The 25,096-nt window shown below is 56.7% G+C and carries 23 protein-coding genes and 2 tRNA genes; 8 read left to right on the top strand and 17 right to left on the bottom strand.

All coding sequences use genetic code 11. The features are described from left to right. Positions 1-165: 165 nt before the first annotated feature. The 4 genes from PQR63_RS17955 to PQR63_RS17970 all read right to left on the bottom strand — a co-directional run bounded on the left by PQR63_RS17955 (position 166) and on the right by PQR63_RS17970 (position 2,509). Positions 166-1,509 carry an amidase gene (locus tag PQR63_RS17955; RefSeq protein ID WP_408169337.1) on the bottom strand — a complete coding sequence of 448 codons (1,344 nt, stop codon included), beginning with the start codon at positions 1,507-1,509 and terminating at the stop codon, positions 166-168. A gap of 15 nt (positions 1,510-1,524) precedes the next feature. After that, a complete protein-coding gene (locus PQR63_RS17960; protein ID WP_408169458.1) occupies positions 1,525-1,986 on the bottom strand; it encodes a CreA family protein in 462 nt (153 codons plus the stop codon). Between the two features lie 122 nt (positions 1,987-2,108). Next, on the bottom strand, positions 2,109-2,306 hold the full coding sequence (locus tag PQR63_RS17965; RefSeq protein WP_408169338.1) for a DUF1653 domain-containing protein: 198 nt from the start codon (positions 2,304-2,306) through the stop codon (positions 2,109-2,111). 116 nt (positions 2,307-2,422) lie between these two features. After that, positions 2,423-2,509 (bottom strand) — tRNA-Leu (locus PQR63_RS17970). Positions 2,510-2,892: 383 nt separating this feature from the next. Here PQR63_RS17970 and hpnC point away from each other — a divergent pair. Next, the gene (hpnC, locus tag PQR63_RS17975; RefSeq protein WP_408169459.1) at positions 2,893-3,702 is read left to right on the top strand and encodes a squalene synthase HpnC; all 810 of its coding nucleotides are present in this window, start codon (positions 2,893-2,895) and stop codon (positions 3,700-3,702) included. Between the two features lie 113 nt (positions 3,703-3,815). Here hpnC and PQR63_RS17980 read toward each other — a convergent pair whose 3' ends face one another. Continuing rightward, on the bottom strand, positions 3,816-4,157 hold the full coding sequence (locus tag PQR63_RS17980) for a hypothetical protein (protein WP_408169339.1): 342 nt from the start codon (positions 4,155-4,157) through the stop codon (positions 3,816-3,818). 204 nt (positions 4,158-4,361) lie between these two features. Continuing rightward, on the bottom strand, positions 4,362-4,577 hold the full coding sequence (locus PQR63_RS17985) for a hypothetical protein (RefSeq protein ID WP_094563661.1): 216 nt from the start codon (positions 4,575-4,577) through the stop codon (positions 4,362-4,364). 194 nt (positions 4,578-4,771) lie between these two features. On the opposite strand from PQR63_RS17985, the gene PQR63_RS17990 reads away from it, so the two are divergent. Together PQR63_RS17990 and dbpA are read left to right on the top strand one after the other, a co-directional pair. Continuing rightward, positions 4,772-4,848: transfer RNA gene (locus tag PQR63_RS17990), tRNA-Met, on the top strand. A gap of 159 nt (positions 4,849-5,007) precedes the next feature. Further along, positions 5,008-6,414: an ATP-dependent RNA helicase DbpA gene (dbpA, locus tag PQR63_RS17995; RefSeq protein ID WP_408169340.1), complete on the top strand. Its 1,407-nt coding sequence runs from the start codon at positions 5,008-5,010 to the stop codon at positions 6,412-6,414. Positions 6,415-6,499: 85 nt separating this feature from the next. Here the strand turns inward: dbpA and PQR63_RS18000 are convergent, their stop codons facing one another. Next, positions 6,500-7,336 (bottom strand): HDOD domain-containing protein, encoded by an 837-nt coding sequence (locus PQR63_RS18000; RefSeq protein ID WP_408169341.1) that lies wholly within the window; start codon positions 7,334-7,336, stop codon positions 6,500-6,502. Positions 7,337-7,735: 399 nt separating this feature from the next. On the opposite strand from PQR63_RS18000, the gene hpnD reads away from it, so the two are divergent. From hpnD to PQR63_RS18020, 4 genes are all read left to right on the top strand, one after another. Continuing rightward, positions 7,736-8,569, top strand: a complete 834-nt coding sequence (gene hpnD / locus PQR63_RS18005) for a presqualene diphosphate synthase HpnD (RefSeq protein WP_408169342.1) — start codon at positions 7,736-7,738, stop codon at positions 8,567-8,569. Positions 8,570-8,617: 48 nt separating this feature from the next. Then, the gene (locus tag PQR63_RS18010; RefSeq protein ID WP_408169343.1) at positions 8,618-9,040 is read left to right on the top strand and encodes a YxeA family protein; all 423 of its coding nucleotides are present in this window, start codon (positions 8,618-8,620) and stop codon (positions 9,038-9,040) included. Further along, positions 9,024-10,391 (top strand): hydroxysqualene dehydroxylase HpnE, encoded by a 1,368-nt coding sequence (gene hpnE, locus PQR63_RS18015; RefSeq protein ID WP_408169344.1) that lies wholly within the window; start codon positions 9,024-9,026, stop codon positions 10,389-10,391. Before PQR63_RS18010 ends, hpnE begins: the two co-directional genes overlap by 17 nt. Before the next feature lie 202 nt (positions 10,392-10,593). Then, positions 10,594-11,736 carry an alpha-hydroxy acid oxidase gene (locus tag PQR63_RS18020; RefSeq protein ID WP_408169345.1) on the top strand — a complete coding sequence of 381 codons (1,143 nt, stop codon included), beginning with the start codon at positions 10,594-10,596 and terminating at the stop codon, positions 11,734-11,736. A gap of 92 nt (positions 11,737-11,828) precedes the next feature. Here PQR63_RS18020 and PQR63_RS18025 read toward each other — a convergent pair whose 3' ends face one another. The 6 genes from PQR63_RS18025 to PQR63_RS18050 all read right to left on the bottom strand — a co-directional run bounded on the left by PQR63_RS18025 (position 11,829) and on the right by PQR63_RS18050 (position 19,022). After that, positions 11,829-12,521 carry an ankyrin repeat domain-containing protein gene (locus PQR63_RS18025; protein WP_408169346.1) on the bottom strand — a complete coding sequence of 231 codons (693 nt, stop codon included), beginning with the start codon at positions 12,519-12,521 and terminating at the stop codon, positions 11,829-11,831. Between the two features lie 10 nt (positions 12,522-12,531). Then, on the bottom strand, positions 12,532-13,311 hold the full coding sequence (locus PQR63_RS18030) for a TatD family hydrolase (RefSeq protein ID WP_408169347.1): 780 nt from the start codon (positions 13,309-13,311) through the stop codon (positions 12,532-12,534). A gap of 70 nt (positions 13,312-13,381) precedes the next feature. Further along, positions 13,382-14,845 (bottom strand): PepSY domain-containing protein, encoded by a 1,464-nt coding sequence (locus PQR63_RS18035; RefSeq protein WP_408169348.1) that lies wholly within the window; start codon positions 14,843-14,845, stop codon positions 13,382-13,384. Between the two features lie 11 nt (positions 14,846-14,856). Next, complete coding sequence (locus tag PQR63_RS18040; protein ID WP_408169349.1) at positions 14,857-17,103, bottom strand: TonB-dependent receptor; 2,247 nt, start codon at positions 17,101-17,103, stop codon at positions 14,857-14,859. A gap of 72 nt (positions 17,104-17,175) precedes the next feature. Then, positions 17,176-17,721: a response regulator transcription factor gene (locus PQR63_RS18045; RefSeq protein ID WP_408169350.1), complete on the bottom strand. Its 546-nt coding sequence runs from the start codon at positions 17,719-17,721 to the stop codon at positions 17,176-17,178. Positions 17,722-17,759: 38 nt separating this feature from the next. Then, a complete protein-coding gene (locus PQR63_RS18050) occupies positions 17,760-19,022 on the bottom strand; it encodes an ATP-binding protein (protein WP_408169351.1) in 1,263 nt (420 codons plus the stop codon). A gap of 329 nt (positions 19,023-19,351) precedes the next feature. Between PQR63_RS18050 and PQR63_RS18055 the strand changes: the two genes are divergently transcribed. After that, complete coding sequence (locus PQR63_RS18055) at positions 19,352-21,574, top strand: TonB-dependent receptor (RefSeq protein WP_408169352.1); 2,223 nt, start codon at positions 19,352-19,354, stop codon at positions 21,572-21,574. 154 nt (positions 21,575-21,728) lie between these two features. On the opposite strand, the gene PQR63_RS18060 is transcribed toward PQR63_RS18055, so the two are convergent. The 4 genes from PQR63_RS18060 to mltG all read right to left on the bottom strand — a co-directional run bounded on the left by PQR63_RS18060 (position 21,729) and on the right by mltG (position 25,043). After that, positions 21,729-22,232, bottom strand: a complete 504-nt coding sequence (locus PQR63_RS18060; protein WP_408169353.1) for a GNAT family N-acetyltransferase — start codon at positions 22,230-22,232, stop codon at positions 21,729-21,731. An 80-nt stretch (positions 22,233-22,312) separates the two neighbouring features. Then, on the bottom strand, positions 22,313-23,341 hold the full coding sequence (locus tag PQR63_RS18065; RefSeq protein WP_408169354.1) for a DNA polymerase III subunit delta': 1,029 nt from the start codon (positions 23,339-23,341) through the stop codon (positions 22,313-22,315). Positions 23,342-23,399: 58 nt separating this feature from the next. After that, positions 23,400-24,008: a dTMP kinase gene (tmk, locus tag PQR63_RS18070; RefSeq protein WP_408169355.1), complete on the bottom strand. Its 609-nt coding sequence runs from the start codon at positions 24,006-24,008 to the stop codon at positions 23,400-23,402. 54 nt (positions 24,009-24,062) lie between these two features. Next, positions 24,063-25,043 (bottom strand): endolytic transglycosylase MltG, encoded by a 981-nt coding sequence (gene mltG, locus PQR63_RS18075; RefSeq protein ID WP_408169356.1) that lies wholly within the window; start codon positions 25,041-25,043, stop codon positions 24,063-24,065. Positions 25,044-25,096: the final 53 nt, after the last annotated feature.

Raw genomic sequence — 25,096 nt, forward strand, 5'->3', positions numbered from 1 at the left:
AAGAACAAGCATGAAAACCATGCCTTTTGCCCTGCCCGGCCGCGCTAAAGTCCGCTATTTTATACGGAAAAGATGCCGTTGCGCCAAAACGCCCCGGTTCTGTTAATAAAAACGCCCGGCGCGGTCCGCAAACCTTGTACCGGCGCCGCCTGCGAGCCTTGTCCGTCAGCCCTGCTTGACGGACAAAACTGCCTCCACCGCGCGGCCGATTGCCAGCACACGTGCGTCGTCGCCATGCCGGCCGCAAATGCTGATGCCGACGGGCAATCCGTCTTCAGACGGGCAAGGCAAGTTCAACGCGCAGCCATCCAGGAAATTGATCACGCTTGGATTGCGTAATACTAGGCCGTTGGTTGCAAAGAAGGTTTCATCACTGTCTTGCAAAGCTTGCACCAACGGCGGCACCACAGGGACGGTCGGCATCAGCCATGCATCGAATACCGACAAGCGGCGCGCGGCCTGCGCAATGAGGCGCCGACGCGCCTCAAGAAGATCAAGATAATCAGCCGCAGTCTGTTGAGCGCCACGACGGATGCGCACCGCCACACGCTGATCGTACTGATCTGCAGAGCTTTCCAGCAGCTTGCGATGCCATGCCCACGACTCTGCTGCACTGAACCCACCGCCGGCATTAATCTGCGGCAACTCCTTCAATTCAGGAAATGAAAAGCGCTGAATCAACGCACCTGCGCTTTGCAAACGCGACAACGCCGCATCAAAAGCAGCGCGCACAGTAGCGTCCATGCCATCGGCGACAAAATCATCGGTTACACCGAATCGCAAGCCCGCCAAGGGCACCGCATCCGTTTCAAGATTTTCGCCGGACAAGATGGCATCGACGATGGCGCAACAATCCACGCTGCGCGACAAGGGTCCGGCAGAGTCCAACGTGGTCGACAACGGCACCGCCCCCAGCAGACTCACACGACGCGCAGTTGGCTTGAAACCGGTTAATCCGCAAAACGCAGAAGGAATACGGATCGAGCCGCCGGTATCCGTACCCAGAGCCGCTACAGCCATGTCCAGCGCTACCGTCACAGCGCCGCCGGAAGTCGAACCGCCACTGACGCGCTCCGCGTCCAAAGGATTGCGAGGCGTACCGTAATGCGGATTCAGGCCGAGACCGGAGAACGCAAACTCGCTCATGTTGGTGCGGCCGAGCAAAATGGCACCCGCATGCCGCAGGCGCGCCACAGCAGGCGCATCATTTTTCGCGGCCTGCGCGTTGGCGAGTGCTTTCGAACCGGCAGAAGTCACTTCACCTTGCACGTCAAACAAATCCTTGATCGAGACCGGCAAACCGGCCAACAACGAAGGCACGTTACCGGCAGCACGCGCGGCATCGCTGGCGCGCGCCGCAGCCAATGCCCGATCGGTGTCGACACTAATGTAAGCCACGCCGCCCTGCCCGCGATACGAGGCAATGCGATCCAAAGCCTGCTCCACCAGTTTGACGCTGGTCGTCTGCCCAGACTGCAGTTCTGCTGCGAGTGCTCTGATAGTTTTCATTGCTTTTTTCATTGCTTATTTCACCGGAATAGGAGTGGACGCAGCGACAGGAACCGCGGTAATCGCATTCATCGGACTACCGTCGATCAGCTTGTCGGAATACGTCAAATATACCAATGTGTTGCGCTTGACATCGACGAGCCGCACGATGTGCAAACGCTTGAACAGGATGGACATCCGCTCGGAGAAAACATCTTCCTGCTGAGGCACGGTGCCCTTGAACGTCACCGTCGCCGCAACCTGACGGCAGGCGATGGAAGCTTCCGCCTTGTCTTCGGCCAGACCGACTGTGCCCTTCACGCCGCCAGTGCGCGCGCGCGAGACGTAACAAGTGACCCCGATGACCTTTGGATCGTCGTAAGCCTCAACGGCGATGCGGTCATTTTTTCCCAGCCAGCGGAAAGCTGTGCTGACGTCGCCGAGTTCTTGCGCCGTCACGGGCAAGGTCGCGGACAGTGATACCAAAGACACGGTCATGAGCATGGCCAGTTTCAATACTTTACGCATAGGGTTCCTGCCTGAAGAAGAAGTCAACGAAGGTATGACATTAACAGATGCGACACGTCGGCCTCATCGAAGAATTGTCGAATTTGTGAGAATCAACCGGCCTCGTCCATCGGTGCAAAACGCGGCATACGCTTGCCGTCGACTTCGATGATTTCGTGGAATACCTCTTTCGGACGAATCCAGACCGTGCCATTGGCGGCACGATAAACAACCATCGGCGTCAGATCCGACTCCAGCGTCGCGTCGTAGAGATATTCGTAAATACCGCCCTTGTAATGTTGGTAGCGCATGCAAACCTCAACACAAAATGGAAAGACCGAAAATGAAAACGCCCGGAACAAGATGCGACCGAAGTCAGCACATTCTTGCCGGGCTAATATAACAACATCAATAACAAAGGGAATGTTGGTGCGAGGGAGGGGACTCGAACCCCTACACCATTGCTGGCGTCAGGACCTAAACCTGGTGCGTCTACCAATTTCGCCACCCTCGCTGAAAGGTGCATCACCGACCGGACTGCGTTGAGACTTTTCAGCGTATTTGCCGGAAAACCAAGCCCTGTCAATGAGGTAGCATTTTTATTGCAGCCCGCTATTCTACTGCAAGCTTGGCGAACTGTCTGCGTTTTTATAGAACCCTGATGCAATTTTTACGCACCTATCTCCCGTATCCTGCGACCGCTTTTATCGCCGCCAGCCCCCCATGCAAAGTCAGGACAAATGCAGCTAGCGTACGAATACTCCTCAGAAATCGGCCCAAACAAATTTTTCCATTACTATTCGGGACAGAAAAAGCAGGCTGCGACGCATGCTGCGCGCGGCACTGAAATACGTCACCACGCCTGCCCTCACCTATTTTCACTGGATATCCGTTTACATGGCTGTTGACCATTACGAAAATTTTCCCGTCGCTTCAATCCTTCTGCCGGCGCACCTGCGTCCCGCTGTCAAAGCCATTTATGCTTTTGCGCGCAGTGCCGACGATATTGCCGATGAAGGTGACGCCGAACCGGCGCAACGACTCGCCGCGCTGGCCGCGTATGAAAAGCAACTCGACAAGATCGAAGCCGGGACAGCACTTGCCGATCCGATGTTTCAGACATTGGCAGATGTTATTCATCAGTACCGACTTCCCTTGACTCCTTTTCGCGACTTGCTGTCGGCCTTCAAGCAAGATGTCGTGACCAAGCGTTATCAAGACTTCGATAGCTTGCTCGATTATTGCCGCCGGTCCGCCAACCCTGTTGGTTTGCTGATGCTGCACCTCTACCAAGCAGCAACGCCAGAGAACGTGCGCGACTCGGACGCCATCTGCTCATCATTGCAGTTGATTAATTTTTGGCAGGACGTTGCTATCGATTGGGAAAAAGAACGCATCTATCTTCCAAGGGAAGATCTGCAACGCTTTAGCGTCAGCGAACAAGATATCGCAGGAGCGACCAACAACCAGGCGTGGCGTGCGCTGATGCAGTTTGAAATCAATCGTGCGCGCGCCATGATGCTGGCTGCGGCGCCGTTGGCGCGTCGCTTGCCGGGACGAATAGGTTGGGAGTTAAAGATGGTTGTACAAGGCGGCTTGCGTATTCTGGAGCGCCTGGAACAAGCGGACGGTGATGTGTTCCGACACAGGCCGAAGTTGGGAAAGACAGACTGGTGCGCGATTCTGTGGCGTACCATTGTCATGTGACGACACTCATCAAAGCGACAGCCGGACGACAATAAGACGAAAAAAAGCCTCTTCATTGAAGAGGCTTTTTCGTCATCGACCTGATCTGATGCAGCGAGATTACAGACCTTGAATTACTGACCCTTGTTGAGATCGCTCTTGGGCTGAGGCTGCGCCAGCTGCGCATTACGCTCGGCAGTCGACTCCTTCTTTTCTGCCTTTAGCTCCTTCTTTGCGGCCTTCTTGTCAGCCTTCGCTTGCTGATTTACAGCCTTCTTCTGCGCCTTGTAGTCGGCCTTGGCGTCAGCGTCCGATTGACGCTTCTGCACAAACGGGTCGCTGGATACCCCGTTAGCCGTCGAAGCAGGCGCAACCATGCCGGGCGATGCAGGCACATCTGTCGTGCTTTGTTGTGCCATGGCGCCGCCGGTCATGGCGAGCAGTGCGGCTGTAATAACGAGTTGACGTGTCTTCATGTGTAAATCTCCTTCTACATTTTTCAATAAATCCATCGCCGGGAAGAAATGGCGCGATGTCTGTCAGACATCGCCGGACACCGCTTCCACAAAGGCTTTGCGACGGGCATGTATTAGTAGAGATCAGAAATTCACAATGGTTCTCGTGATTTGCAACTGAATGTTAGCGACCTTGCGTCAACGTCGATTTTCATCTCAGGCAATTCAGCGTTTTGGCGTCTTTCTTTTGCTTTGCTTATAAATCGTTTTAGCATCCAGCAATGCGCGCTCTTGCGTACGCATCGCTTCGAAATCATCGTGCTTGACGAAAAATTCCTCAGACTGCGCCTTCACCACCATCTTGATCGCATCGGCATCATTGACGTCATACAGCTCGGCAATCAGCGTGGTCACTTCATCCAGATATTCTTCGTAAGTCATTTGACACTCCCTCTTCTTGATTCTTGATTCTTAATCTACTCAATTGCTCGCACCGCGGCGGAACCGCGCAGTGTATGCGCCCCGCGCCTTGCAAGTCTATCGCCTCCAGCAAATATATTTACAAGAGAATGAGAAAGAATGGAAATGAGCGCTTGCTATTCAAATTGATCCTCTGTAGACTTCGGCTCCTCAGACGCGGGGTGGAGCAGTCTGGCAGCTCGTCGGGCTCATAACCCGAAGGTCGTAGGTTCAAATCCTGCCCCCGCAACCAAATACGATAAGGGCTTGCACATTGTGCAGGCCCTTTTGTTTTAGCTTCTGTTCGTTCTTATGGCGGATTCATCGCCTGCCGCCTCCGATATGACTGAAGGCCGCTCCTGATGCCGCTCTGTTAGACTTCCCTCACTTCCGTTAGCGCTCAGGTCCAATCATGGTGAACACGACACCCTCGCCCTCCTTTCCTTTTTCAAATCTGGCGCTTATGCCGGCCATGCTCGCCAACCTGGACGCGCTCGGCTATCGCGAGATGACGACGATCCAGGCTGAAAGTCTGCCTGCGGCGCTGGAAGGACGCGATCTGATTGCGCAAGCCAAGACCGGTAGCGGCAAGACTGCGGCATTCGGCATCGCCATGCTGCATCGGCTCAATCCATCGTATTTTGCGATTCAGGGCCTGGTCATTTGCCCGACGCGTGAACTGGCGGATCAAGTATCGAATGAATTGCGCCGCCTCGCGCGCTTTACCGAAAACATCAAGATCCTGACCTTGTGCGGTGGCACTGCCATGCGCCCACAAATTGCATCGCTGGAACATGGCTGCCATATCGTCGTCGGTACGCCCGGTCGTATCCGTGATCACATCGGCCGCGACACCATCAACCTCAAAGCCGTTCAGACGCTGGTGCTGGACGAAGCCGACCGCATGGTAGACATGGGATTCTACGAAGACATCGAAGGCATCGTCAGCGCCTGTCCTTCGCGTCGCCAGACTTTGCTGTTTTCAGCAACCTATCCTGACGACATCCGCAAGGCCAGTGCACGGTTCCTGCACGACCCGGTGGAGATCAAGGTTGAAGCCCAGCACGATGGCGAAAAAATCGAACAGCGCTTTTTTGAAGTCTCGGCCGAGCAGCGCAATTTTGCGGTTGCACGCCTGCTGCAACACTATCAGCCGATATCGACCCTGGCCTTCTGCAATACCAAAATCCATTGCCGCGAGTTGGCTGAAGAATTACGCGCACAAGGATTCAGCGCATTAGCCCTGTACGGCGATCTGGAGCAGCGCGAACGCGATGAAATCCTGGTGCAGTTCGCCAACCAAAGCTGCTCAGTGCTGGTTGCGACCGATGTGGCAGCACGCGGACTCGACATTGCCAACCTGAGCGCAGTGATCAACGTCGACGTCACCCGCGACACGGAAGTCCACATCCACCGTATCGGCCGCACCGGCCGCGGACAGGACAAAGGTCTGGCACTGAATCTGTGTATCCCGACCGAAAAACGCTGGGTAAAGCTGATTGAGGAATATCAGAAAGCGCCGGTGCAATGGTTCGACCTCAATGCGCTGGATACCAATGAAGACAAGGTATTGCGGGCACCGATGCGCACCCTGTGCATTCAAGGCGGCAAGAAGGACAAGCTGCGTCCGGGCGATTTGCTCGGCGCGCTGACAGGTGATGTCGGCCTGACCAAGGAACAGGTCGGCAAGATCAACGTGTTCGAGTTTTCAACCTATGTGGCGCTGGACTACCGCATTGCTGAAAAAGCCTACGCGCGCCTGAGCGAAGGCAACATCAAGGGCCGCAACTTCAAAATGCGCCTGATGCGCACTGCCTGAGGTTCAATCGACGGTAAATAAAAAAGCAGCCTTGATGATGATGGCTGCTTTTTTATTACCGCAGGCGCTCACCCGACTCAGGGAATCAAATCAGCAAAGCCTGGGTCAGTGAACGGATTTCGTCGGCAGAATCTTCCAGCATGTCCCGCAAGGAATCATCACCGATGAATTCGTCGACGATGGTGTCCGGGCCACGGCCAGCTTCCAGCAGACTCTTCTGGAACGGCGAAGGCACCGGCGACAACTCTTTCGCCAGCAACAGCACGTCTCCCAGCGTTTCCGGCGGCAACACCCGGATGCCATGCCACAAGGACTCCACGGCGGCAACCACAGCTTCGGGAATGCCGAGCTTTTTCAGCACGGCGCGACCGATCATTTTTTCACCGTATTCTGCCCAGTCTTCGGAATTGCCATCGAGCAGGCCGGGGAACTCATCCGTGCGCGACAACAGGTAAAACCCGCCGACTTCGTGGACGATACCGGCAAACATGGCAGTTTCCGGATCCAGCCGCGTCATCTTCAACGCAATCACCTGGGCGATCGCAGCGACGTTGGCCGTGTGCTCCCACAGTTGCGCCGCCTTGACGCGCATTTCCGGGTCGGAGATGTTGCGGCCCAGCTGGCGCACGATAACGGCTGTCGTAATCGCGTTCAGGGTTTTGAAACCGAGACGCATGACCGCCGTACGGACGTTGTTGATTTCACCACCGGAGCGGTTGTATGCGGCCGAATTGGCGATCGCCACGGTACGTGCCGACAGCAGCGGTTCTGCCATCACAAGCTTGGCAGCCGCTTCCAGGTGACAATTCGGATCGTTAAGCGCTTGCTGCAGTTTGATCGATGCATTGACGTTGGTAGGAAATACCAGTTCGCCGCGACCGGCCTGCGCTGCAATGCTTCTGAAAGCTTCCAGTCTGTTCATGAAGAATTAGTCTCCTCGCTTTGATATGAGCTGCTTACCCCTGCCGCATCCGGGAATGGCTTCCATCAGAAGCGCATGCGCCGATCCAGCTTCTTTTCTTATATTCTCTTATCCTGCCGTGCTGTCGCCATCCCTGCTGCCTTGACCCACGTTTTTTTGCATTTTTACCAACAGGATCCGACTGCCCGCCAGCGATCAAGCCATTGCCGCCAATCATGTCTCGTTGCCCTCAGCTTAATGTACAAAGTCTACTGCTGCAACAATATATATCGAGACTTTTCCCCTCTATTTTCGAGGCTTTGCGAGAATGCCGCGTACAAAGCAGATTGCCCTTCGCCCCCTAGTCGGCTAGCATAGCGGCTTCGCGCATTGCGCCCGCTTTCATTGCTATCCCACTTCATGTCTCCTGACGAATATTGCCAGCAAAAAGCTGCCCAGAGCGGCTCCAGCTTTTACTACAGCTTTTTGTTCCTGCCACCTGAGCGCCGACGTGCCATTACTGCACTGTACGCCTTCTGCCGCGAAGTGGACGATACCGTTGATGAAATAGAAGACACCGGTGTGGCGCGCACCAAACTGATGTGGTGGCGCAAGGAAATTGCTGCAATGCTCAATGGAAATCCCAGCCATCCGGTCACCCTTGCCCTGCAGCCGCATGTAGCGCCTTACGGCCTTAAAGGCGAGCACCTGCAGGCGATCATCGATGGCATGGAGATGGATCTGGATCAGACCCGTTACCTCGACTTCCCCGGCCTGCAACGCTATTGCTGGCATGTCGCCAGCGTGGTGGGCATTTTGTCGGCGAGCATCTTCGGCGTCACGCAAGGCGGTACGCTGCTATTCGCGGAAAAACTCGGACTTGCGTTTCAACTGACCAACATCATCCGCGACGTCGGCGAAGACGGGCGCAAGGGTCGTATCTACTTGCCGGTCAACGAATTGCAGCAATTCAACGTCACCGCCGCCGACATTCTCAATGCCCGCCACAGCGAAAACTTCGAGAAGCTGATGCGCTTCCAGGTGGAACGCGCCCAGCGCGTTTACGACGAAGCCTTTGCCCTGTTGCCGAAAGAAGACCGCCGCGCCCAGCGCCCGGGTTTGATGATGGCGGCGATTTATCGCACCTTGCTCAACGAGATTGAGCACGATGGTTTCCACGTCTTGAATCAACGCATCTCGCTCACGCCGATACGCAAACTGTGGCTGGCGTGGAAGACTTATATACGCGGCTGAAGCAAGCCACAGAAACACAATATAGAAACAGACTTGTAACAGCTGCCGGTGCAGCTGAACTTTAGCCCGCTCAGAACGTCAATTCGCTTTCCGGATTTGACCGACGAGAAAATGAAACGAATTTACGCAGTATCGCTGTTTGCCGGCCTTGCCTTCATTGCCAGTATGGTTCTCAATCCCGCATTCAACAACACGTTGAATCGCTGGGGTAAAAAAGAGTTTTATGTCTACGTAGTGGATCCTGGCAAACGTATTTTGCCGGACACCATCGTGCGGCATATTTATGAATACCGCCTGCCGGCCATGGATGAAGGCGGCAGCCAGAAAACGCTGACCTTCACTTCGGACAAGCAATTGTCGCTCGACACGTATCTGCGGCTCTACGTGTCCTCAGCCGACAAAGTGACCGCCTGGGAAGAAGTACCGCAGCAGGAATTACCGGACCGGATCAAGAATGGGAACATCCCCTGACAATAAAAGTACCGATCACATCGCCGTCATCGGCGGCGGCTGGGCCGGCTGCGCTGCGGCAGTCAAACTGGCTCAGGCCGGACGACGCGTCAGCCTGTTCGAATCCAGCCGCGTCCTCGGTGGCCGCGCCCGGCGTGTAGAAATCGACGGCCGCACGCTGGACAACGGCCAACACATCCTCCTCGGCGCCTACCGCGCCACGCTGCAACTGATGAAAACTGTCGGCATCGATGCCGGAAAAGCCTTGCTGCGCCTGCCGCTGCAGATGCGTTATCCGGCACACACCGACGGCATGGATTTCATCGCGCCACGCTTGCCAGCCCCTTTGCATGTGCTGGTCGCGCTGGTCAAAGCCAAAGGGCTGACACGCGAAGACAAAATGGCGCTGGCGCGTTTTTCCACCACTGCGCGCTGGATGGGCTGGCAGCTGTACGACGATTGCAGCGTCGCAGAATTGCTGGAGCGCTACGAACAAACCGAGCGCCTGACGCGCCTTATGTGGACGCCGCTCTGTATTGCGGCACTCAACACGCCACCGCAGCGCGCCTCTGCCCAGGTCTTCCTGAACGTACTGCGCGACAGTCTGGGTGCGCGTCGCGCTGCGTCCGACATGCTGATTCCGCGTACCGACCTGACGGCGTTGTTTCCGCAACAAGCAGCCACGTTTATCGAGCAATGCGGCGGCGATATCGTATGCGGGCGTGCGGTGGAATCGATCTCTCCGCACGCCCTCTCTCAAACCGGATCCCCGTCGGTGCGCTGGCAAATCCGTTTCAAGCAAATCGACGATCCGGCCTCCTTCGACGGCGTCGTCATCGCTACCGGCCCGGAAGTCGCCGCCGATTTGCTGGAGGGAATCTGCGATACCGCTTCGCTACGTGCGCTGGATTACGAACCGATCACAACGTGCTATTTGCAATACCCGCCGCAAGTACGTCTCGATCAGGCGTTCTACGCTTTGGTGGATGACCCGCAACAAGCGGCGTGGGGGCAATTCGTCTTTGATCGCGGCCAGCTCAGTGTTGATGACGCCGACAGTGCGGGCCTGCTCGCCGTCGTGGTCAGCGCCGCCGGCGACGCCATCGCACAGGGACATGCGGCACTCACCGAAGGTATTACCAATCAACTGGCACAACAGTTGCAAAATCCGCTACTGAAAACGCCGCTCTGGAGCAAGGTCATCTCAGAAAAACGCGCAACGTTTTCCTGCACACCCGGCTTGTTACGCCCCGACAATAGCGCCATGCCGCCTGGCTTGGCGCTGGCCGGCGACTATGTCGCAGGCGACTATCCCGCGACGCTGGAGGCTGCCGTGCAAAGCGGCATCAAGGCCGCCGAGCTGCTTTTGTAAGCAGACGGCCCGTCTTGGCCATTTAAATGGCCATTTTGGCGACAATGTCGTCCACGGTCGTGCAGACATTTAATTCAGCGAAACTTTTCATCTTTGCCGCCAAAGGGATTCACCCCATGAGCGGCCTGTTTGTTCTACGATACGGTCAAAATTCAGCAAACACGTATCCCTATTTACGGATTCTATTTTTCGGAGAATAAACATGCCCGTCATCACCTGTGTCGAAGATTTGCGCGTTCTGGCAAAAAAACGGGTACCTAAAGCGTTTTACGACTACGCCGACAGCGGCTCCTATACTGAGAGCACCTATCGCGCCAATACCGACGACCTGGCTGCGCTGAAGCTGCGCCAGCGCGTTGCCATCAACGTCGACGAACGCTCCACCCGCACCACCATGATCGGCCATGACGTCACCATGCCGGTGGCGATTGCTCCGACCGGACTGACAGGCATGCAGTGGGCAAACGGCGAAATGCTGGGCGCGATCGCGGCAGAAAAATTCGGCATCCCTTTCACACTGTCGACCATGAGCATATGCTCGATTGAAGACGTCGCCAGCGTCACCACCAAGCCGTTCTGGTTCCAGTTGTATGTGATGCGCGACCGCGGCTTCGTAAAGTCGATGATTGATCGCGCCAAGGCAGCAAAGTGCTCTGCGCTCGTGCTGACGCTGGATTTGCAGATCCTCGGGCAACGCCACAAGGATCTGAAAAACGGCATGTCGGTGCCACCGAAGCTGACGCTGGACACGCTCATGGATCTGGCGAGCAAACCGGGCTGGGCCTTGCGTGCGCTGACCGGCCGCAAGACCTTCGGCAATCTGGCGGGCCACATCACCGGTGGCGGCAGCGGCATCCAGACACTCAGCCAATGGACGGCAAGCCAGTTCGATCCGACGCTGAACTGGGACGACGTCGCGTGGATTAAAGAACAATGGGGCGGCAAGCTGATCCTCAAGGGTATCCTCGACGTCGAAGACGCCAAGCTGGCGGCACAAACCGGTGCCGATGCGTTGGTCGTCAGCAACCACGGCGGCCGCCAGCTGGATGGTGCGATGTCGTCAATCGAAGCGCTGCCGGCAATTGCCGAAGCAGTCGGCGACCAGATTGAAGTTTGGTTCGACGGCGGCATCCGCACTGGTCAGGACATCCTGAAGGCAACCGCACTGGGTGCCAAAGGCACAATGATCGGCCGCGCCTTCCTGTATAGCCTCGGCGCCATGGGTGGCGAAGGCGTAACCAAGATGCTGCAGATCCTGCAAAAAGAACTGGATGTCAGCATGGCGCTGACCGGCACCAAGGACATCAAGGATGTCGGCCCGCAGATTCTGATTCCGCGTCGCTGATCAGTACCTGCAACAAAGAAAAATCCCGGTTCACGTCTGACGTGGCCGGGATTTTTTTATAACTACAGGAGGTATAGGGATGCAGATACGAGCTACTGTCCGGGACGCTGCTGCGACCACGGCGTGTGCTGACCGGTCAGTTCTTCAACCACGTCCTTTTGATCGAAATGACGCGCCAGATCAAGAGCAGTCATGCCATCTACGTTTTTCAGCGTGATATCTGCGCCCTCTTCCTTGAGCAACCTGACGGCGGCAGTCCGGCCGCGCACAGCGGCCAGCATGATCGGCGTCATCTTGTCGTCGGGGGATTCCGCATCGATATAAGCGGACGCGTCCAGCAGTTGCTTGATGATGTTCGGATTGCCGTTGATGGCCGCATAGTGCAAGGCAGCCCAGCCGGGGCGATTGACTTCCACTTCCTTGTCGAGCAACAGTTTCACCACGCGCTGATTGCCGTAAAACGCGGCAACCATCAAGGCCGTATCACCATTCTTCGCTTTCACTTCAAGATCGACGCCCGGCGTGTTGAATAACACGTCGAAAGCTTTCATCGAATCTTCGCGGATGGACAGGGTCAGCGCTGAATAGCCGCGCTGCGGCTCAACCACATTGGGGCCAAGACCGCGCTTGATCAGCTCCTGCAGCTCGCGCGGCGCATCCATTTTGACCGCAGTGATGTAATCCTCGTAAGAGCCGGCCTGCGCAAAAGGCGACGCCAATGTGACTACTGCCAGCGAAGCAACCCCGACAAAACGTTTAACAAACTGCTCGATCTGATTCAGCATGCCGCAACCCTTATTTGGCTATCTTGAACAAGGTGAAGAAATTTTCCGTGGTGTGACGCGCCACTTCTTCCAGCGAAATACCGCGCAAGTCGGCGATGAATTCTGCGACGTGACGCACAAGCCCGGGCTCGTTGGTTTTACCGCGGTGCGGTACCGGCGCCAGATAAGGCGAATCGGTTTCGATCAGCATGCGCTCCAGCGGTATCGTACGTGCGACCTCTTGCAACGCCTTGGCGCTTTTGAACGTGACGATGCCGGAGAAGGAAATATAAAACCCAAGCTCAATGGCTGCATCAGCGACTTCCTGCGACTCCGTGAAGCAATGCATGACGCCGGCAACGCCACCGGCTTCAGGACTTGCCCCCTCTTCGCGCAGGATACGGATTGTGTCTTCCGAGGCTGAGCGGGTGTGGATGATCAGCGGCTTGCCGGTGATGCGCGAAGCACGGATATGCGTGCGGAAACGTTCGCGCTGCCATTCGAGATCACCTTGCAGGCGGAAATAGTCGAGCCCGGTTTCACCGATGGCGACAATGCGCGGATTGTCGGCCAGCTCGACCAGTTGCTCGACAGTCGGCTCCGGCGTGTCTTCATAGTCGGGATGCACCCCGACCGAAGCGTAGATATGTGGATGCTGCTCCGCCAGCGCGAGCACTTGCGGAAATTCAGGCAGGTTCACCGATACGCACAACGCATGGCTGACGCGGTTCTCAGCCATCTTGCCGAGGATATCGGGAAGACGCGCTACGAGTTCGGGAAAATTGATATGGCAATGGGAATCGATATACATGATGGCCGCTATTTTACGCCATCGCCCCGCCGCCGGCCTGCGGTGATCATTGGTACGCCGACGCAGCCCTTCAGCGACGCAACCGGCGTACCCCTATCACTACGCCGGTGCCGCTCAACGCCAGTCCGCCCAGGCTCAGTAAAATCAACGCGGCATCCCACCAGGGGCGGCTCGACAGCAATACCGGCAAATCCCAACTGTGCAAAAAGGCGAACAACCAGCGTTTGACACGTTGCCGCTGATCCAGCTTGCCAAGCACGACGCCGGTAGCCGGATCTATATGCACCCAGGTTTGCGCCGCATCAGCATACCGGATGCGCAATACCGGCAAGGAATGCGACATGCCGCCCATCATGGTGTGTGCCTCACGGCTGTAGTAGTAGGCATCCTCTTGTTGCAACAATTGCACGTCCGCAATCGGTGCGTCGATCAGCCTGGCGGCGGCACTCAATATATCTGCTGGCGGCGCCACATCGCTAACCCTCTGCGCCTTAGCATCGATCATGCGCGTTGCCCCCGCGCCGTCGACGGCGATCAGATACGGCTTGCCGTCAAGCAGATGCCAGCGCAACTCTTTGACATGCAAATCGGACGGCAACAAACGCAAGGCATCGCGACCGCCAAGCGGCCAGGTCACCGGCGTCAACTTTGCACCTGCGTAAGCCTGCTGATTCATTGCCGGCGCGGCGCCGCTGAAAATATTCCAGGGATTCATCGACATCAAGCCACTGAACACCCAGGTCAACGTCACACCGGCAAATCCCAAACCGACCAGATGATGCCAACGCATGACAGGTTCACGATAAGGCGTCTTCGCTCCAGATCGAAACCGGCCGCGGAATCGCCAGCGCCAGATGCCGATCACGCTGCCGCTGATGGCGACCAACACGCCGGCCAGCGACAGGTAGACCACGATGCCATTCCACGCGCCTTCCAAGGGACCGCCGCGAAAAGCGTATAGCCAGTGCAACCAGGCGCCGGCGTAATTCCAGAAACGCTCGGTCTGCGTTGCCTTGCGCACGACTTCGCCTGTCGCGCCGGATATATAAAGCAGCGTCCGCTCGGGATCATTCATCTGCACACGATGCAAGGGCCGATGCATATCAAGGCCACGTGTGTGTGTCCAGGTATCCTCATCAATCAAATCGACATAACGCGGCGTTGCCTGCGGCATGAATACCTGTGCCGCCGATATGGCGTCGTTGCTCGAAACACCTTTTATCAGCGCTCCGCTGATCGCATCGACGGCAAAGATTTTTTTACCGCTGCGAAATTGATACTGTGCTTGTTCGCCCGCACTGGTCAGCACAATGGACGACGGCTGGATACCTTGAGGCAGCGCACGAGCAGCCTCATCCACGGCGATGCAGCAGCGGCGACTATCGAGATCCGGCAAGCGTGCCAATCGCTCTGCCGATGTCAGCTTGGGATAGCCGACATACATCATCACCACGCCGCTGACGAACCACAACAGCATGACCAGACAGACGACAATCCCGAGCCATCGATGGATGAGAAAAATTCCACGTTTCATGGCCGTGCTGCTTAGAAATTCGCCAGCACGGCGATTTCAAACGTACGCGGTGCGCCAAGGTAGAACATCGGCGCCGAGGTGACGTTGTCGGCATACACTTTGTCCGTCAGATTTTTGACGCGCGCAGTGACAGTCGCGACGCTTTGGATCTTGTAACTCAGGCTGGCGCCAAAGATGGCGTAGCCCGGCGCACTCAGCGTATTTGCCGTATTGCCATAGACCGACGATACTGCGCGCGCATCGAGGCCTGCGTTCCAGCCTGGCATGAAGGCGTAGTCCAGCCACAGGTTGGCGACGCGCATCGGTGTATTGGTGGGTCGCTTGCCGGCGCGCGACACGGCTACGCCGCCGACGTTTTCGGTAAAGTCATCGTACTGCGCCTTGACCAGCGAAAAATTGCCCTGCAGGCGCACATTCTTTACCGGCCGCACACCGAACGCAAACTCCAGCCCGCGCGAAGACTGTTGGCCTGCCGGCACCGTATTGTTGGGGTTGGTGGAATCGGTGACCGCCAGATTCTTGCGCTTGATTGCGTAGGCGGAAATAGTCGCGTTGCCGCGGCCGTCCCAAAAATCGAACTTGCTGCCGGCTTCGACCTGATCGCCGGTAGTCAGATTGAAATCTCGTACCTGGCTGAAACTCGCCGTCGTCAACACACCTGCCGGTGGATCTGCCGCCGTACTGTACTGGACGAATACATTGGCGCTCGGCGTGATGTCCCACACCAGCCCTGCCCGGCCGGTGGTCGGGCGATAGGTATTGCTGAAATAGGCAGGATCAGTCGCGCTGGCCGTGCGCAGGTTTTCGACTTCCAGCTTGATCTGATCGTGGCGCAACCCCGTGACCAAGGACAGCGAAGGCAACAGCCTGGTGCGGTTCTCAAGAAAGGCTGCCAGCGTGGTGACGCGATTGCTGCGATCCGGAACAAAATCCGGCGTCATGCCTGGAATGGAAAAGAAGCTCTCCGTGCTGAAATTGTAGGGATCAACCGAGCTGATCGGTCCGGCCACAGTGCGCGGAAACCGTTTCATCCGATTGATGCTGTAGTCGACGCCGCCGGCCCAATCAGACTGCATCGCGCCCAGCTTGCCATGGTGCTGCCACTCCAGACGATTACCGGTCAGCTCCTGATCGTGCCGCTGCAGAAATGCTGAATTGCGCACGACCTGCGTATTGGTGGCGTTGTATCGATACACCTCAACATTGCGATAGTCGCGCAAGGCATTGTAGTGATAGAAGGTATTCTTGATCGACGTGTCGGCAGACAGCCGATAGTCAACGATGGAGCGAAACCATTCCACGGTTTGTTCATAAACGCCATCGTTGGCATTGTAATTTTTAAAGCGCGTGGCCGGATCGATACGCCCGACGCCGGTAGTCGGATTGAGCAACGGCGTGCCCCAGTATGGGCGATCAACATGCTCCTGCTGGTATTCATAGGCGAGCGTATGCGACAGCTGCGGCGTGATGTCAGTCAACAGCGAAAAAGCACCGGTCAGAGAGCGGCGTTTCTCACCATCGACATAACCGTCGCTGCCGCTGCGGCTGAGGTCGATGCGCAGGTAGTTGGTCACACCAGCACCATCATCGGCTGAATTCTCGCCACCGATCTTGCGATTAATCCCTGCTGCGACGACTGATGAATTGTTCGAACCATAGCTGCCGTAAAGCTGTGCCGTGTTGCCGTCGCGATTGGCGAGCTTGGTGATGTAGTTGATCGCACCACCAACCGATCCGGCGCCATTGACGAAACCGGATGCGCCACCGACTGCTTCGACGCGATCGTAAATCCAGCTATCGATCGGCCGAGCCGAGATGGAGTCGTACTGGACGGTGATACCGTTAAAAAGCTGCGTGATTTGCGACGCAGAAAAACCGCGATAAGAGACGAAACCCGCCTGGCCTGGCGGCGCGGACGCCGTGACGCCGGGAATACCTCGCAAGATCTGTTGCGTGTCGCTGGCGCCGCGCGCTTCGATGGCGCTGCGATCGATGATGCTGATGCTGCCGGGCGTTTCACGTACGCTCAGTCCTAGCCGGCTGGCGGTCGATGCACTTTGATCCAGCGGCAGTTTTTCATTCGGTTCGTCTCGCGTCTCGCGTACTTCAATGGTCTCCAGAACATCACCGGCTGCCACGGCGGTGCTACCGGCTGTTCCCGACAAACTCAAGATGGCGATGACGACCGCGCGCCGTGGCGGCAAGACTTTACCGAATAGCTTTTTCACCTGACTTCCCCCTAGAAACAAAGGGGGCATCCTAGTGCGTAGTGCGGTGATTGGGAATGCGACCGATTGTCGCAGTAGTGTCTGCGACGAACTTCGAGGGACTTATTTTGCGACCGGACGTTTGGCCAGCTTGCGCTGCAAAGTGCGGCGATGCATGTTGAGCGCACGCGCTGTCGAGGAGATGTTGCCCTGATGTTCGGCCAGCACACGCTGGATGTGCTCCCATTCGAGACGTTCCACCGACAACGGTACGGCGACGTCGACGCTATCTGCCCCTTCGCTGTCGGTATTGTTGGCGCTATGTTCAAGCGCTGAAAGAATGGAGTCCAGATTGGCTGGTTTGGCGAGGTAATTGTCAGCACCGGCCTTGATCGCCTGCACGGTCGTAGCAATGCTTGCGTAGCCGGTCAGCACCAAGAGGCGAGCGTGAGGCAATTGCTGCCGCAATGGCGCAATCCATTGCAAGCCCGAGTCCTGTTGCAATTGCAAATCGATCGTGGCGTAGGCGAAATCGGTATCGGCGGCGGCCTTCATCGCCTCTTCCCCGCTATGGGCGACGGTCGCAGAAAATCCTCTGCGCGATAGCGAACGCGCCAACGTGGAGGCGAAGACGTCGTTATCATCAAGGATCAGAAAAGCTGCGCTCATTGTAATTTTTCTTTCTTCTGTGGAGCAGTTCTATTGTCTTACAAGGGGACCGTCAAGGTCGCGCAGACGCCGCGTCTCCCGTCCGAAGCCAAGGTCAGTTTTGCATCGAATTGCCGCGCCGTGGCAAAAGCCAGCATCAGACCGATGCCCTTGCCGCCGGTATTGCTGCGTACCGGTTCGTAGCCAAGACGTTTGAGCAGATTGGGCGCAATGCCCGACCCATCGTCGACGACGCGAATCATAGCCTCATTGCGCTGCATGCTCAATGCCATGTCGATCTTGCCGCCTTCGTTGACCGCCTGCGCGGCGTTGTCCAACAACGTCGACAGAATCTGTCCGATCAATTGCTGGTTGCTGACCGGCACCGCTTCGGCAGGCAGCGAGAGGCGAATCGATATAGCAGGATGACGCAAACGCCAGGTATCAACAAAATGCCGCAACCAATCCGTCAAGCGCACCGGCGTTGCACTATCTGCGTGCCCCCCCTGCACCTGTAAATCCATACCCATGCGGTCGAGCGCGATCTTGCAAGCGGCGATCTGCTCTTCCACGATCGCCAGATCGTCGCGATACATCGTGAGCGCGCCGTTGCGTCCGGCTTCGATACGCAACTCGCCGGCAATCACGGCAACTGTCGCCAAAGGTGTACTCATTTCGTGGGCCGCACTGGCAGCTTGCGTGCCAAGGGCGACGATACGCTCGTCTTGCAATTGCTGTTCACGTGCCTGCGCGAGCTGTGCATCACGGGCGCGCACGGTCGCCGACATGCGCGTCACAAACCACGTAATCAATGCCGCCGAGACCAGAAAATTGACCCACATGCCGGCCAGGTGATAGGCCATGGCCTGATCATGGTCGTGAATATGCAGCGGCTGATACAGATAAGTCAGTCCCGAATAACAAGCAAAGGAATAGAGCGCCAGCACGAACGCGTAGCGTGGTGCGAGGATTGCCGCACCGACTGCCAGCGCCGGTAGGTAAAAAGACACGAAGGGATTGGTCGCACCGCCGGTGAAATACAGCAACGCCGACAAGCCGCTGATATCGACAAAAAGCTGAAAGAACAGCTCCGGCTCGCGCACCGGATACACCAGACGCATGCGCCACCACGTCAGGCCATTGAACGCCAGCATCAGCATCAGGACCGCACACAAGGGGGTCAGCGGCAAGCTGAGCTCCATGCCCAGATAGGCGCCGGCAACCAGCAAAGCTTGCGCCAACGTCGCAATGCAACGCATCCAGAACAGGCGTAGCAGCAACTGATGTTGGGGCAAAGGGCGAGAGAGGGAAAGTATCGGCATGAGGGAATTATATGTCGTCACGATCATGACGCAGTTGGGTGCCAGACGGCGGTCGACTGGGGGCGACCGACTCGAATCAAAAATGGCGGCAAGAAAATTACCCCTTGGAAATATTTTGAGCAAACAAGCAACATCTGAGCAAAAATTTACATAAATTATGAGCTTTTAAGTAAATCGTAAACGCAAATAATAACGATTCCTAATTATAATCAAGACCACCCTGCTCTCCAGCGCCCGCTATCGCTACCGTATCAACCTTGATTTGTTCAGGTGCGATCTGCTCTGGAACGCCAAAATTTTCGATTATTTCCCTGCTATCAAAGGATCCCATGCACTACCGCCTTACCCCTATCGCCGCTGCATTGGCTGTCGCATTTATCGTCCCACTGACTTATTCCAGCCCCGCCCGGGCACAAACTACGTCAACCGATACCGTACAACCTGCAGCAAAAGACGCAAAAACCGATCAGGCACTGCCATCCGTGACGGTCAATGCTTCTGCGGATGCATCCGCAGAAGGCTTGCCGCCGGCATATGCAGGTGGTCAGGTCGCGCGTGGCGGCCGGGTGGGCTTCCTCGGCAACAAGGATTTTCTGGAAACGCCGTTCAGCACGACGAGCTATACCCAGGAATTCATCAAGGATCAACAGGCGCGGGGTATTGGTGACATTCTGCAAAGCGATCCGACTATTCTGGTGACACGCGGTTATGGCAATTTCCAGGAAATGTACGTCATCCGGGGCATGGCGCTCAACTCTGACGATCTCGCCTACAACGGCTTGTACGGTTTGCTGCCGCGCCAGTACGTCGCTTCCGAATTGCTTGAACGCGTCGAAGTATTGCGTGGCGCGAGCGCCTTCCTCAACGGTATGACACCTGGCAGCAGCGGCTTGGGCGGCACCATCAATCTGCTGCCCAAACGTGCTTCCAGCGATCCGATCACGCAAGTCACGATGGGCTGGGAATCCGGCGGCCAAGGTTACTATGCTGCCGACATCGGCCGTCGTTTCGGCCCTGACGATCGTATCGGCGTACGCGTCAATGCAGTCCGTCGCGAAGGCGGCACCGGCGTGAGCGGCGAAAACCGTGAGTTGAGCCTGGCATCGGTAGGACTGGATTATCGCGGCAACAGCTTCCGCCTGTCGGCCGACTTCGGCGTACAAGAACAACGCTTGACCAATGCCCGCACCAGCGTTGCACTCGGAACCGGCGTCGCCGTTCCGTCAGCGCCAAGCGCCTCCAGCAATTATGGCCAGCCGTGGGCTTATTCGAATGAACGCGATCAGTTCGGCACCTTGCGCGGCGAATGGGATCTGACCTCCGACATCACTGCCTGGGCTGCTTACGGCATGCGTCACAGCTATGAAAGAAATTCGCTGTCGGGCGTCACCGTCACCGGTGCGAATGGCGCTGCTGCCACCTATCGTTTCGACAATGCCCGTGAAGACACCGTCAACACCGGAGAAGTCGGTATCCGCGGCAAGTTCAATACCGGCCCGGTAAAACATGAAGTCAGCGCTACCGCATCGATTTTCGAACTGGATTCGCGAAATGCTTACGGCTTCAGCGATTACAACGCGCTGGCAACTAATCTCTATTCCCCAACCACCTATGCAATCCCGGCGATTACGTCCACCGGCGGCGGCGACCTGGCTGCGCCAAAGACCACCAACAAGCAACAACTGAGCAGTGTCGCAATTGCCGATACCGTATCGTTCTTCGACGATCGCGCCCAGGTGACTCTGGGTGTGCGCAATCAACGCGTCAAGACTACCGGTTATGGCTACGACGGCATCCAGAGCAGCTATTACAATGCCGACGCGACAACACCGATGGCAGCGGTCGTCTTCAAGCTTCTGCCGAATCTGTCGGTCTACGGCAGCTATGTCGAAGGTCTGCAAACCGGCACGTCGATCACTGATAACACCGCCAGTAATTTCGGCACAACATTGGCTCCGTACAAGTCGAAGCAAAAAGAAATTGGCGTCAAATACGATGCCGGCAAAGTTGCTCTGACCGCAGCCTTGTTCACTATGTCGAAGCCCAATATTTATAAAAATACGACGACCAACTACTACGGTGAAAACGGTAATCAACGTAATCGCGGCGTTGAGTTCTCTGCCTTCGGCACACCGATGCGCGGCGTTCGCCTGCTGGCAGGCCTGACCTTGCTCGATGCCAAACAACAGAGCACGGAGAACGGCACCTATGACGGCAAGTACGTCATCGGCGCGGCCAAGACCCAGGCCAATGCAGGCGTGGAATGGGATATCCCGGGCGTGCAAGGTCTGAGCATCAATGCGCGTACGGTGTACACCGGTTCTCAGTACGTTGACTCGGCCAACACGCAGGAAATCCCGTCCTGGACGCGCTATGACCTCGGCGCGCGTTACGTGACGACCATTGGCGGCAAGGTCATCACTTTCCGCGGTCGTGTCGACAACGTCACCAACAAGGGTTACTGGGCATCGACTGGCGGCGGCTCGGGTCTCGGCTATCTGGTCCAGGGTTCGCCACGTACCGTGGTCTTGTCCGCAGCGGTCGACTTCTGATCGCACGTCATGCGCTATCGCATGACGCGTTGATACAATTTCATGCAATTTAATGCAGGTTGATGAGGCAATAAAAAAGCAGATCTCCGGATCTGCTTTTTTACGCCCTGACAATCAAGCTTCATCCATCTTCGCGCACCTTCGTGGACTCCACTCACGCCACACGCTTACCCAAAATCACCAGATCGCGCTCAATACCGTCCAGCGTTGCCACCCGTGGCATATTGGCCCAGCGTTCAAATGAAAACGCTTCAAACAGTTTCAGGCTCGGCTGATTGTGACCAAACACAAATCCCAGCAGCGTATGCACATTGATCGAGGGTGCAAACGCAATGGCCTGCTCCAAAAAATAACGTCCCAGTCCCTGTCCGCGGGCCGTCTCATGGATATAGACCGACAATTCCGCCGTGCCTGAATACGCCGGACGGCCGTAGAAGTTGGAATACGACAGCCAGCCGATAATCTCACCGTCCCGCTCGGCAATCCACAGCGGGCGCTTGTCGGGCGTGTGTTCGTCGAACCAGGCTTGGCGCGACTCGACCGAAACCGGTTCGGTGTCCGCAGTCACTTCGCGCGAAGCAACAGTGCTGTTGTAGATGGCGACGATGGCATTCAGATCTTCCTGGCGCGCCAGGCGATGGGTATAAGTAAAGCGCATGGTGAAAACTTAGTGAATGAATCAGTTGAATCAGTTTGTTGGTTGACCAAGCTAAAAGCCGCTAACAAAAAGCGGGCGGCTTAAGCGAACAAGGTCGAATACTCGATCAGCATTTCTTCAATGAACAGCCTTGCCGACAACGGATGATCCGCAATCGCACGGCGATCATTGGCAGCCTTCAGTGCAGAAGCAATTGTCGCTGTATCAATGCGACCACTCAGCGCGCCAAGCTCTTTGCTATAACGCGGATAGTAGCGAATCGGGCCGCCGGATTTCAGCGAAAACAAATCGTAGAGCCAGCGCTGTTGCCAGCCCACCAGATCGACAACCGGAATTTTTTGCAGCCGCTCGGCAGTCTTCAGCGCCACATCGATGCCGGGATGACTCAAGGACCGCAGGAAATCATCCATCGTCTCACGGCTATCGCCCTGCGAGGCATTCAATGCCGCCAACGGTGCACCGCCCTGCTCCGACAGCCAGACGTCGGCGTCTTTGACGTTCTGTTGCTTGAGCCACGCCAGACCGTCGTCATGCGACGGCAGTGCCAGCGCAAATTTACGGCAGCGCGACAGGATAGTCGGTAACAAACGGTCGAGCCGGTTGGACACCAGCAGAAACATGGTGCTCGGCGGCGGTTCTTCCAGCGTTTTCAGCAAAGAGTTCGCGGCAGCGGTATTGAGCGCTTCGGCCGGATACAACACCACCACACGCATGCCCGAACGGTGTGTCGACACGTTCATGAAATCAGACAAGGCACGGATCTGGTCGATCTTGATTTCCTTCGAAGGTGTTTTGCTAGCCTTCGCAGTCTTTTTTTCTTCGCCGTCGCCGTCATCGGCAGCATCGTCACCGTCAAGGACTTCCGGCCGGACACGACGGTAATCGGGATGGTTGTATTGCGAAAACCAGCCACAGGAAGGACATGCACCGCAGGCATGGCCGTCAGGCTGGACGTTTTCGCATAGCAGCGACTGTGCAAACGACTCGACGAAGTCGGTCTTGCCGATGCCTTCGGGGCCGTAAAACAAAATGGCGTGCGGCAAGCGGGCTCGCAACTGCTGAAGTTGCAGCCAGCTGTCCTGCAGCCAGGGAAAAACGGTATTGCTCATGCGTGATCAATCAAGAATGAAGCGTTGATCGGAAAATAGGTGTATCTCAGAAATTCGCTCAGACATCCGCCAGCAACTGCGCGATCTCTTGCTGAATGTCGATGATGGGACGGGTCGAATCGATGACTCGGAAACGCTGCGGGAACTGCTTTGCCCGGCGCAGATATTCAGCACGCGTGGCGGCGAAGAAGTCAGCTTTCTCTTGCTCGAACTTATCCAACGTGCGCTCGGCATCAAGACGCGCACGCGCCACTTCCAGCGGCACATCGAACAACAGCGTCAGATCAGGCTGAAGATGCGGATGGACCCACTGTTCCAGCGCGTCGAGCTTGTCAAGCGACAGATGGCGGCCACCGCCCTGATAGGCGAATGTCGCGTCGGTAAACCGGTCGGAAATCACCCAGTCGCCGCGCGCCAAGGCAGGTTCGATGACTTGCGCCAGATGTTCGCGACGGCCGGCGAACATCAAGAGTGCCTCGGTTTCCAGATGCATCTTTTGATGCAGCACCATGGAACGCAGACTTTCGCCCAGTTCGGTGCCGCCTGGCTCACGCGTGGTGACGACAGTCAGTCCGCGTGTACGCAGCAGGTCAGCGACGAAAGCGATGTGCGTCGACTTGCCCGCGCCGTCGATGCCTTCAAAGGTGATGAATTTGCCTGATGCCATGTGGTCGGTCTTCGTCAGATAAAAAGTTTCAGCGTGGAGTCGTTGCGATGCAGATCAACGTTGATATTTGTTGACCGCCTGATTGTGTTCGCTCAGGTTGCTGGAAAAATGGCTGGTGCCGTCGCCGCGCGCAACAAAATACAGCGCCTCGGTCTTGTCCGGATTCATTGCAGCCGCCAGCGATGCCGCACCCGGCAAGGCAATCGGCGTGGGCGGCATGCCCTTGCGAGTGTAGGTATTGTAAGGCGTGTCGGTCAACAGGTCGCTTTTGCGGATCACGCCCTGATAGCGCTCGCCCATGCCGTAAATAACCGTCGGATCGGTTTGCAGCAACATGCCGGTTTTCAAGCGATTGACGAATACGCCTGCCACCATGCCGCGCTCGGACTTCTGGCCTGTTTCTTTTTCGACAATGGATGCCATGATCAGCGCATCGTAGGGCGTCTTGTAAGGCAACGACAGGTCACGCTTGCTCCAGGCTTCGGCCAGGCGCTTGTTCATTAGCGAAAATGCCTGGCGATAGATCTGCATATCGCTGGCACCTTTGGCGAACAGATACGTATCCGGGAAGAACAAACCCTCCGGTGCGGTGAATTCGGTGGTCAGCCTGGCCAGCAACTCAGTGTTGGAAAGCGCGGCGGTATCGTGTTTGAGTCCCTTGTGGTCGGCGATTGCCTGGCGCATCTGCCGAAAACTCCAGCCTTCGATGATGGTCAGCGATTCCTGTGCAAATTCGCCGCGCACCAGTTGCTCCAACAGGCGTAATGGCGTGGAACCCGGTTTCAGCTCGTAGCTGCCGGCCTTGATGCGATTGCCTTTGCCGCTGCCGCGCGCCAGCAAGGCGAACAGAATGGGATTGACGGGCGCGCCGGCATCCGCGATCTGCTGGGCGGCGCCATTGGTGCCTGCCCCCGGCGTGATGGTGAATTCAACCGGCTTCTGCCCTTCTTCGATAATCGGCTGGCTCAGCCAGTAAGCCGCCCCGCATGCAAGAGCGACACAAAGCAACAGGAGAGTGTTAAATATTTTTTTCATTGTTGAGGCAAAATCCGGCGCAATCCAACGCGTTTTTCCAGCGCCACTATAAT

The sequence above is a fragment of the Herbaspirillum rhizosphaerae genome (genome assembly GCF_046025915.1).
GTDB classification, from domain to species: Bacteria; Pseudomonadota; Gammaproteobacteria; order Burkholderiales; family Burkholderiaceae_D; genus Herbaspirillum; species Herbaspirillum rhizosphaerae_A.

Bases quoted from the DNA above. Each gene is read 5' to 3' on its own strand.
- PQR63_RS17955 (WP_408169337.1), bottom strand. From the start codon at position 1,509: ATGAAAACTATCAGAGCACTCGCAGCAGAACTGCAGTCTGGGCAGACG.
- PQR63_RS17960 (WP_408169458.1), bottom strand. From the start codon at position 1,986: ATGACCGTGTCTTTGGTATCACTGTCCGCGACCTTGCCCGTGACGGCG.
- PQR63_RS17965 (WP_408169338.1), bottom strand. From the start codon at position 2,306: ATGCGCTACCAACATTACAAGGGCGGTATTTACGAATATCTCTACGAC.
- hpnC (WP_408169459.1), top strand. From the start codon at position 2,893: ATGGCTGTTGACCATTACGAAAATTTTCCCGTCGCTTCAATCCTTCTG.
- PQR63_RS17980 (WP_408169339.1), bottom strand. From the start codon at position 4,157: ATGAAGACACGTCAACTCGTTATTACAGCCGCACTGCTCGCCATGACC.
- PQR63_RS17985 (WP_094563661.1), bottom strand. From the start codon at position 4,577: ATGACTTACGAAGAATATCTGGATGAAGTGACCACGCTGATTGCCGAG.
- dbpA (WP_408169340.1), top strand. From the start codon at position 5,008: ATGGTGAACACGACACCCTCGCCCTCCTTTCCTTTTTCAAATCTGGCG.
- PQR63_RS18000 (WP_408169341.1), bottom strand. From the start codon at position 7,336: ATGAACAGACTGGAAGCTTTCAGAAGCATTGCAGCGCAGGCCGGTCGC.
- hpnD (WP_408169342.1), top strand. From the start codon at position 7,736: ATGTCTCCTGACGAATATTGCCAGCAAAAAGCTGCCCAGAGCGGCTCC.
- hpnE (WP_408169344.1), top strand. From the start codon at position 9,024: ATGGGAACATCCCCTGACAATAAAAGTACCGATCACATCGCCGTCATC.
- PQR63_RS18020 (WP_408169345.1), top strand. From the start codon at position 10,594: ATGCCCGTCATCACCTGTGTCGAAGATTTGCGCGTTCTGGCAAAAAAA.
- PQR63_RS18025 (WP_408169346.1), bottom strand. From the start codon at position 12,521: ATGCTGAATCAGATCGAGCAGTTTGTTAAACGTTTTGTCGGGGTTGCT.
- PQR63_RS18030 (WP_408169347.1), bottom strand. From the start codon at position 13,311: ATGTATATCGATTCCCATTGCCATATCAATTTTCCCGAACTCGTAGCG.
- PQR63_RS18035 (WP_408169348.1), bottom strand. From the start codon at position 14,845: ATGAAACGTGGAATTTTTCTCATCCATCGATGGCTCGGGATTGTCGTC.
- PQR63_RS18040 (WP_408169349.1), bottom strand. From the start codon at position 17,103: ATGCCCCCTTTGTTTCTAGGGGGAAGTCAGGTGAAAAAGCTATTCGGT.
- PQR63_RS18045 (WP_408169350.1), bottom strand. From the start codon at position 17,721: ATGAGCGCAGCTTTTCTGATCCTTGATGATAACGACGTCTTCGCCTCC.
- PQR63_RS18050 (WP_408169351.1), bottom strand. From the start codon at position 19,022: ATGCCGATACTTTCCCTCTCTCGCCCTTTGCCCCAACATCAGTTGCTG.
- PQR63_RS18055 (WP_408169352.1), top strand. From the start codon at position 19,352: ATGCACTACCGCCTTACCCCTATCGCCGCTGCATTGGCTGTCGCATTT.
- PQR63_RS18060 (WP_408169353.1), bottom strand. From the start codon at position 22,232: ATGCGCTTTACTTATACCCATCGCCTGGCGCGCCAGGAAGATCTGAAT.
- PQR63_RS18065 (WP_408169354.1), bottom strand. From the start codon at position 23,341: ATGAGCAATACCGTTTTTCCCTGGCTGCAGGACAGCTGGCTGCAACTT.
- tmk (WP_408169355.1), bottom strand. From the start codon at position 24,008: ATGGCATCAGGCAAATTCATCACCTTTGAAGGCATCGACGGCGCGGGC.
- mltG (WP_408169356.1), bottom strand. From the start codon at position 25,043: ATGAAAAAAATATTTAACACTCTCCTGTTGCTTTGTGTCGCTCTTGCA.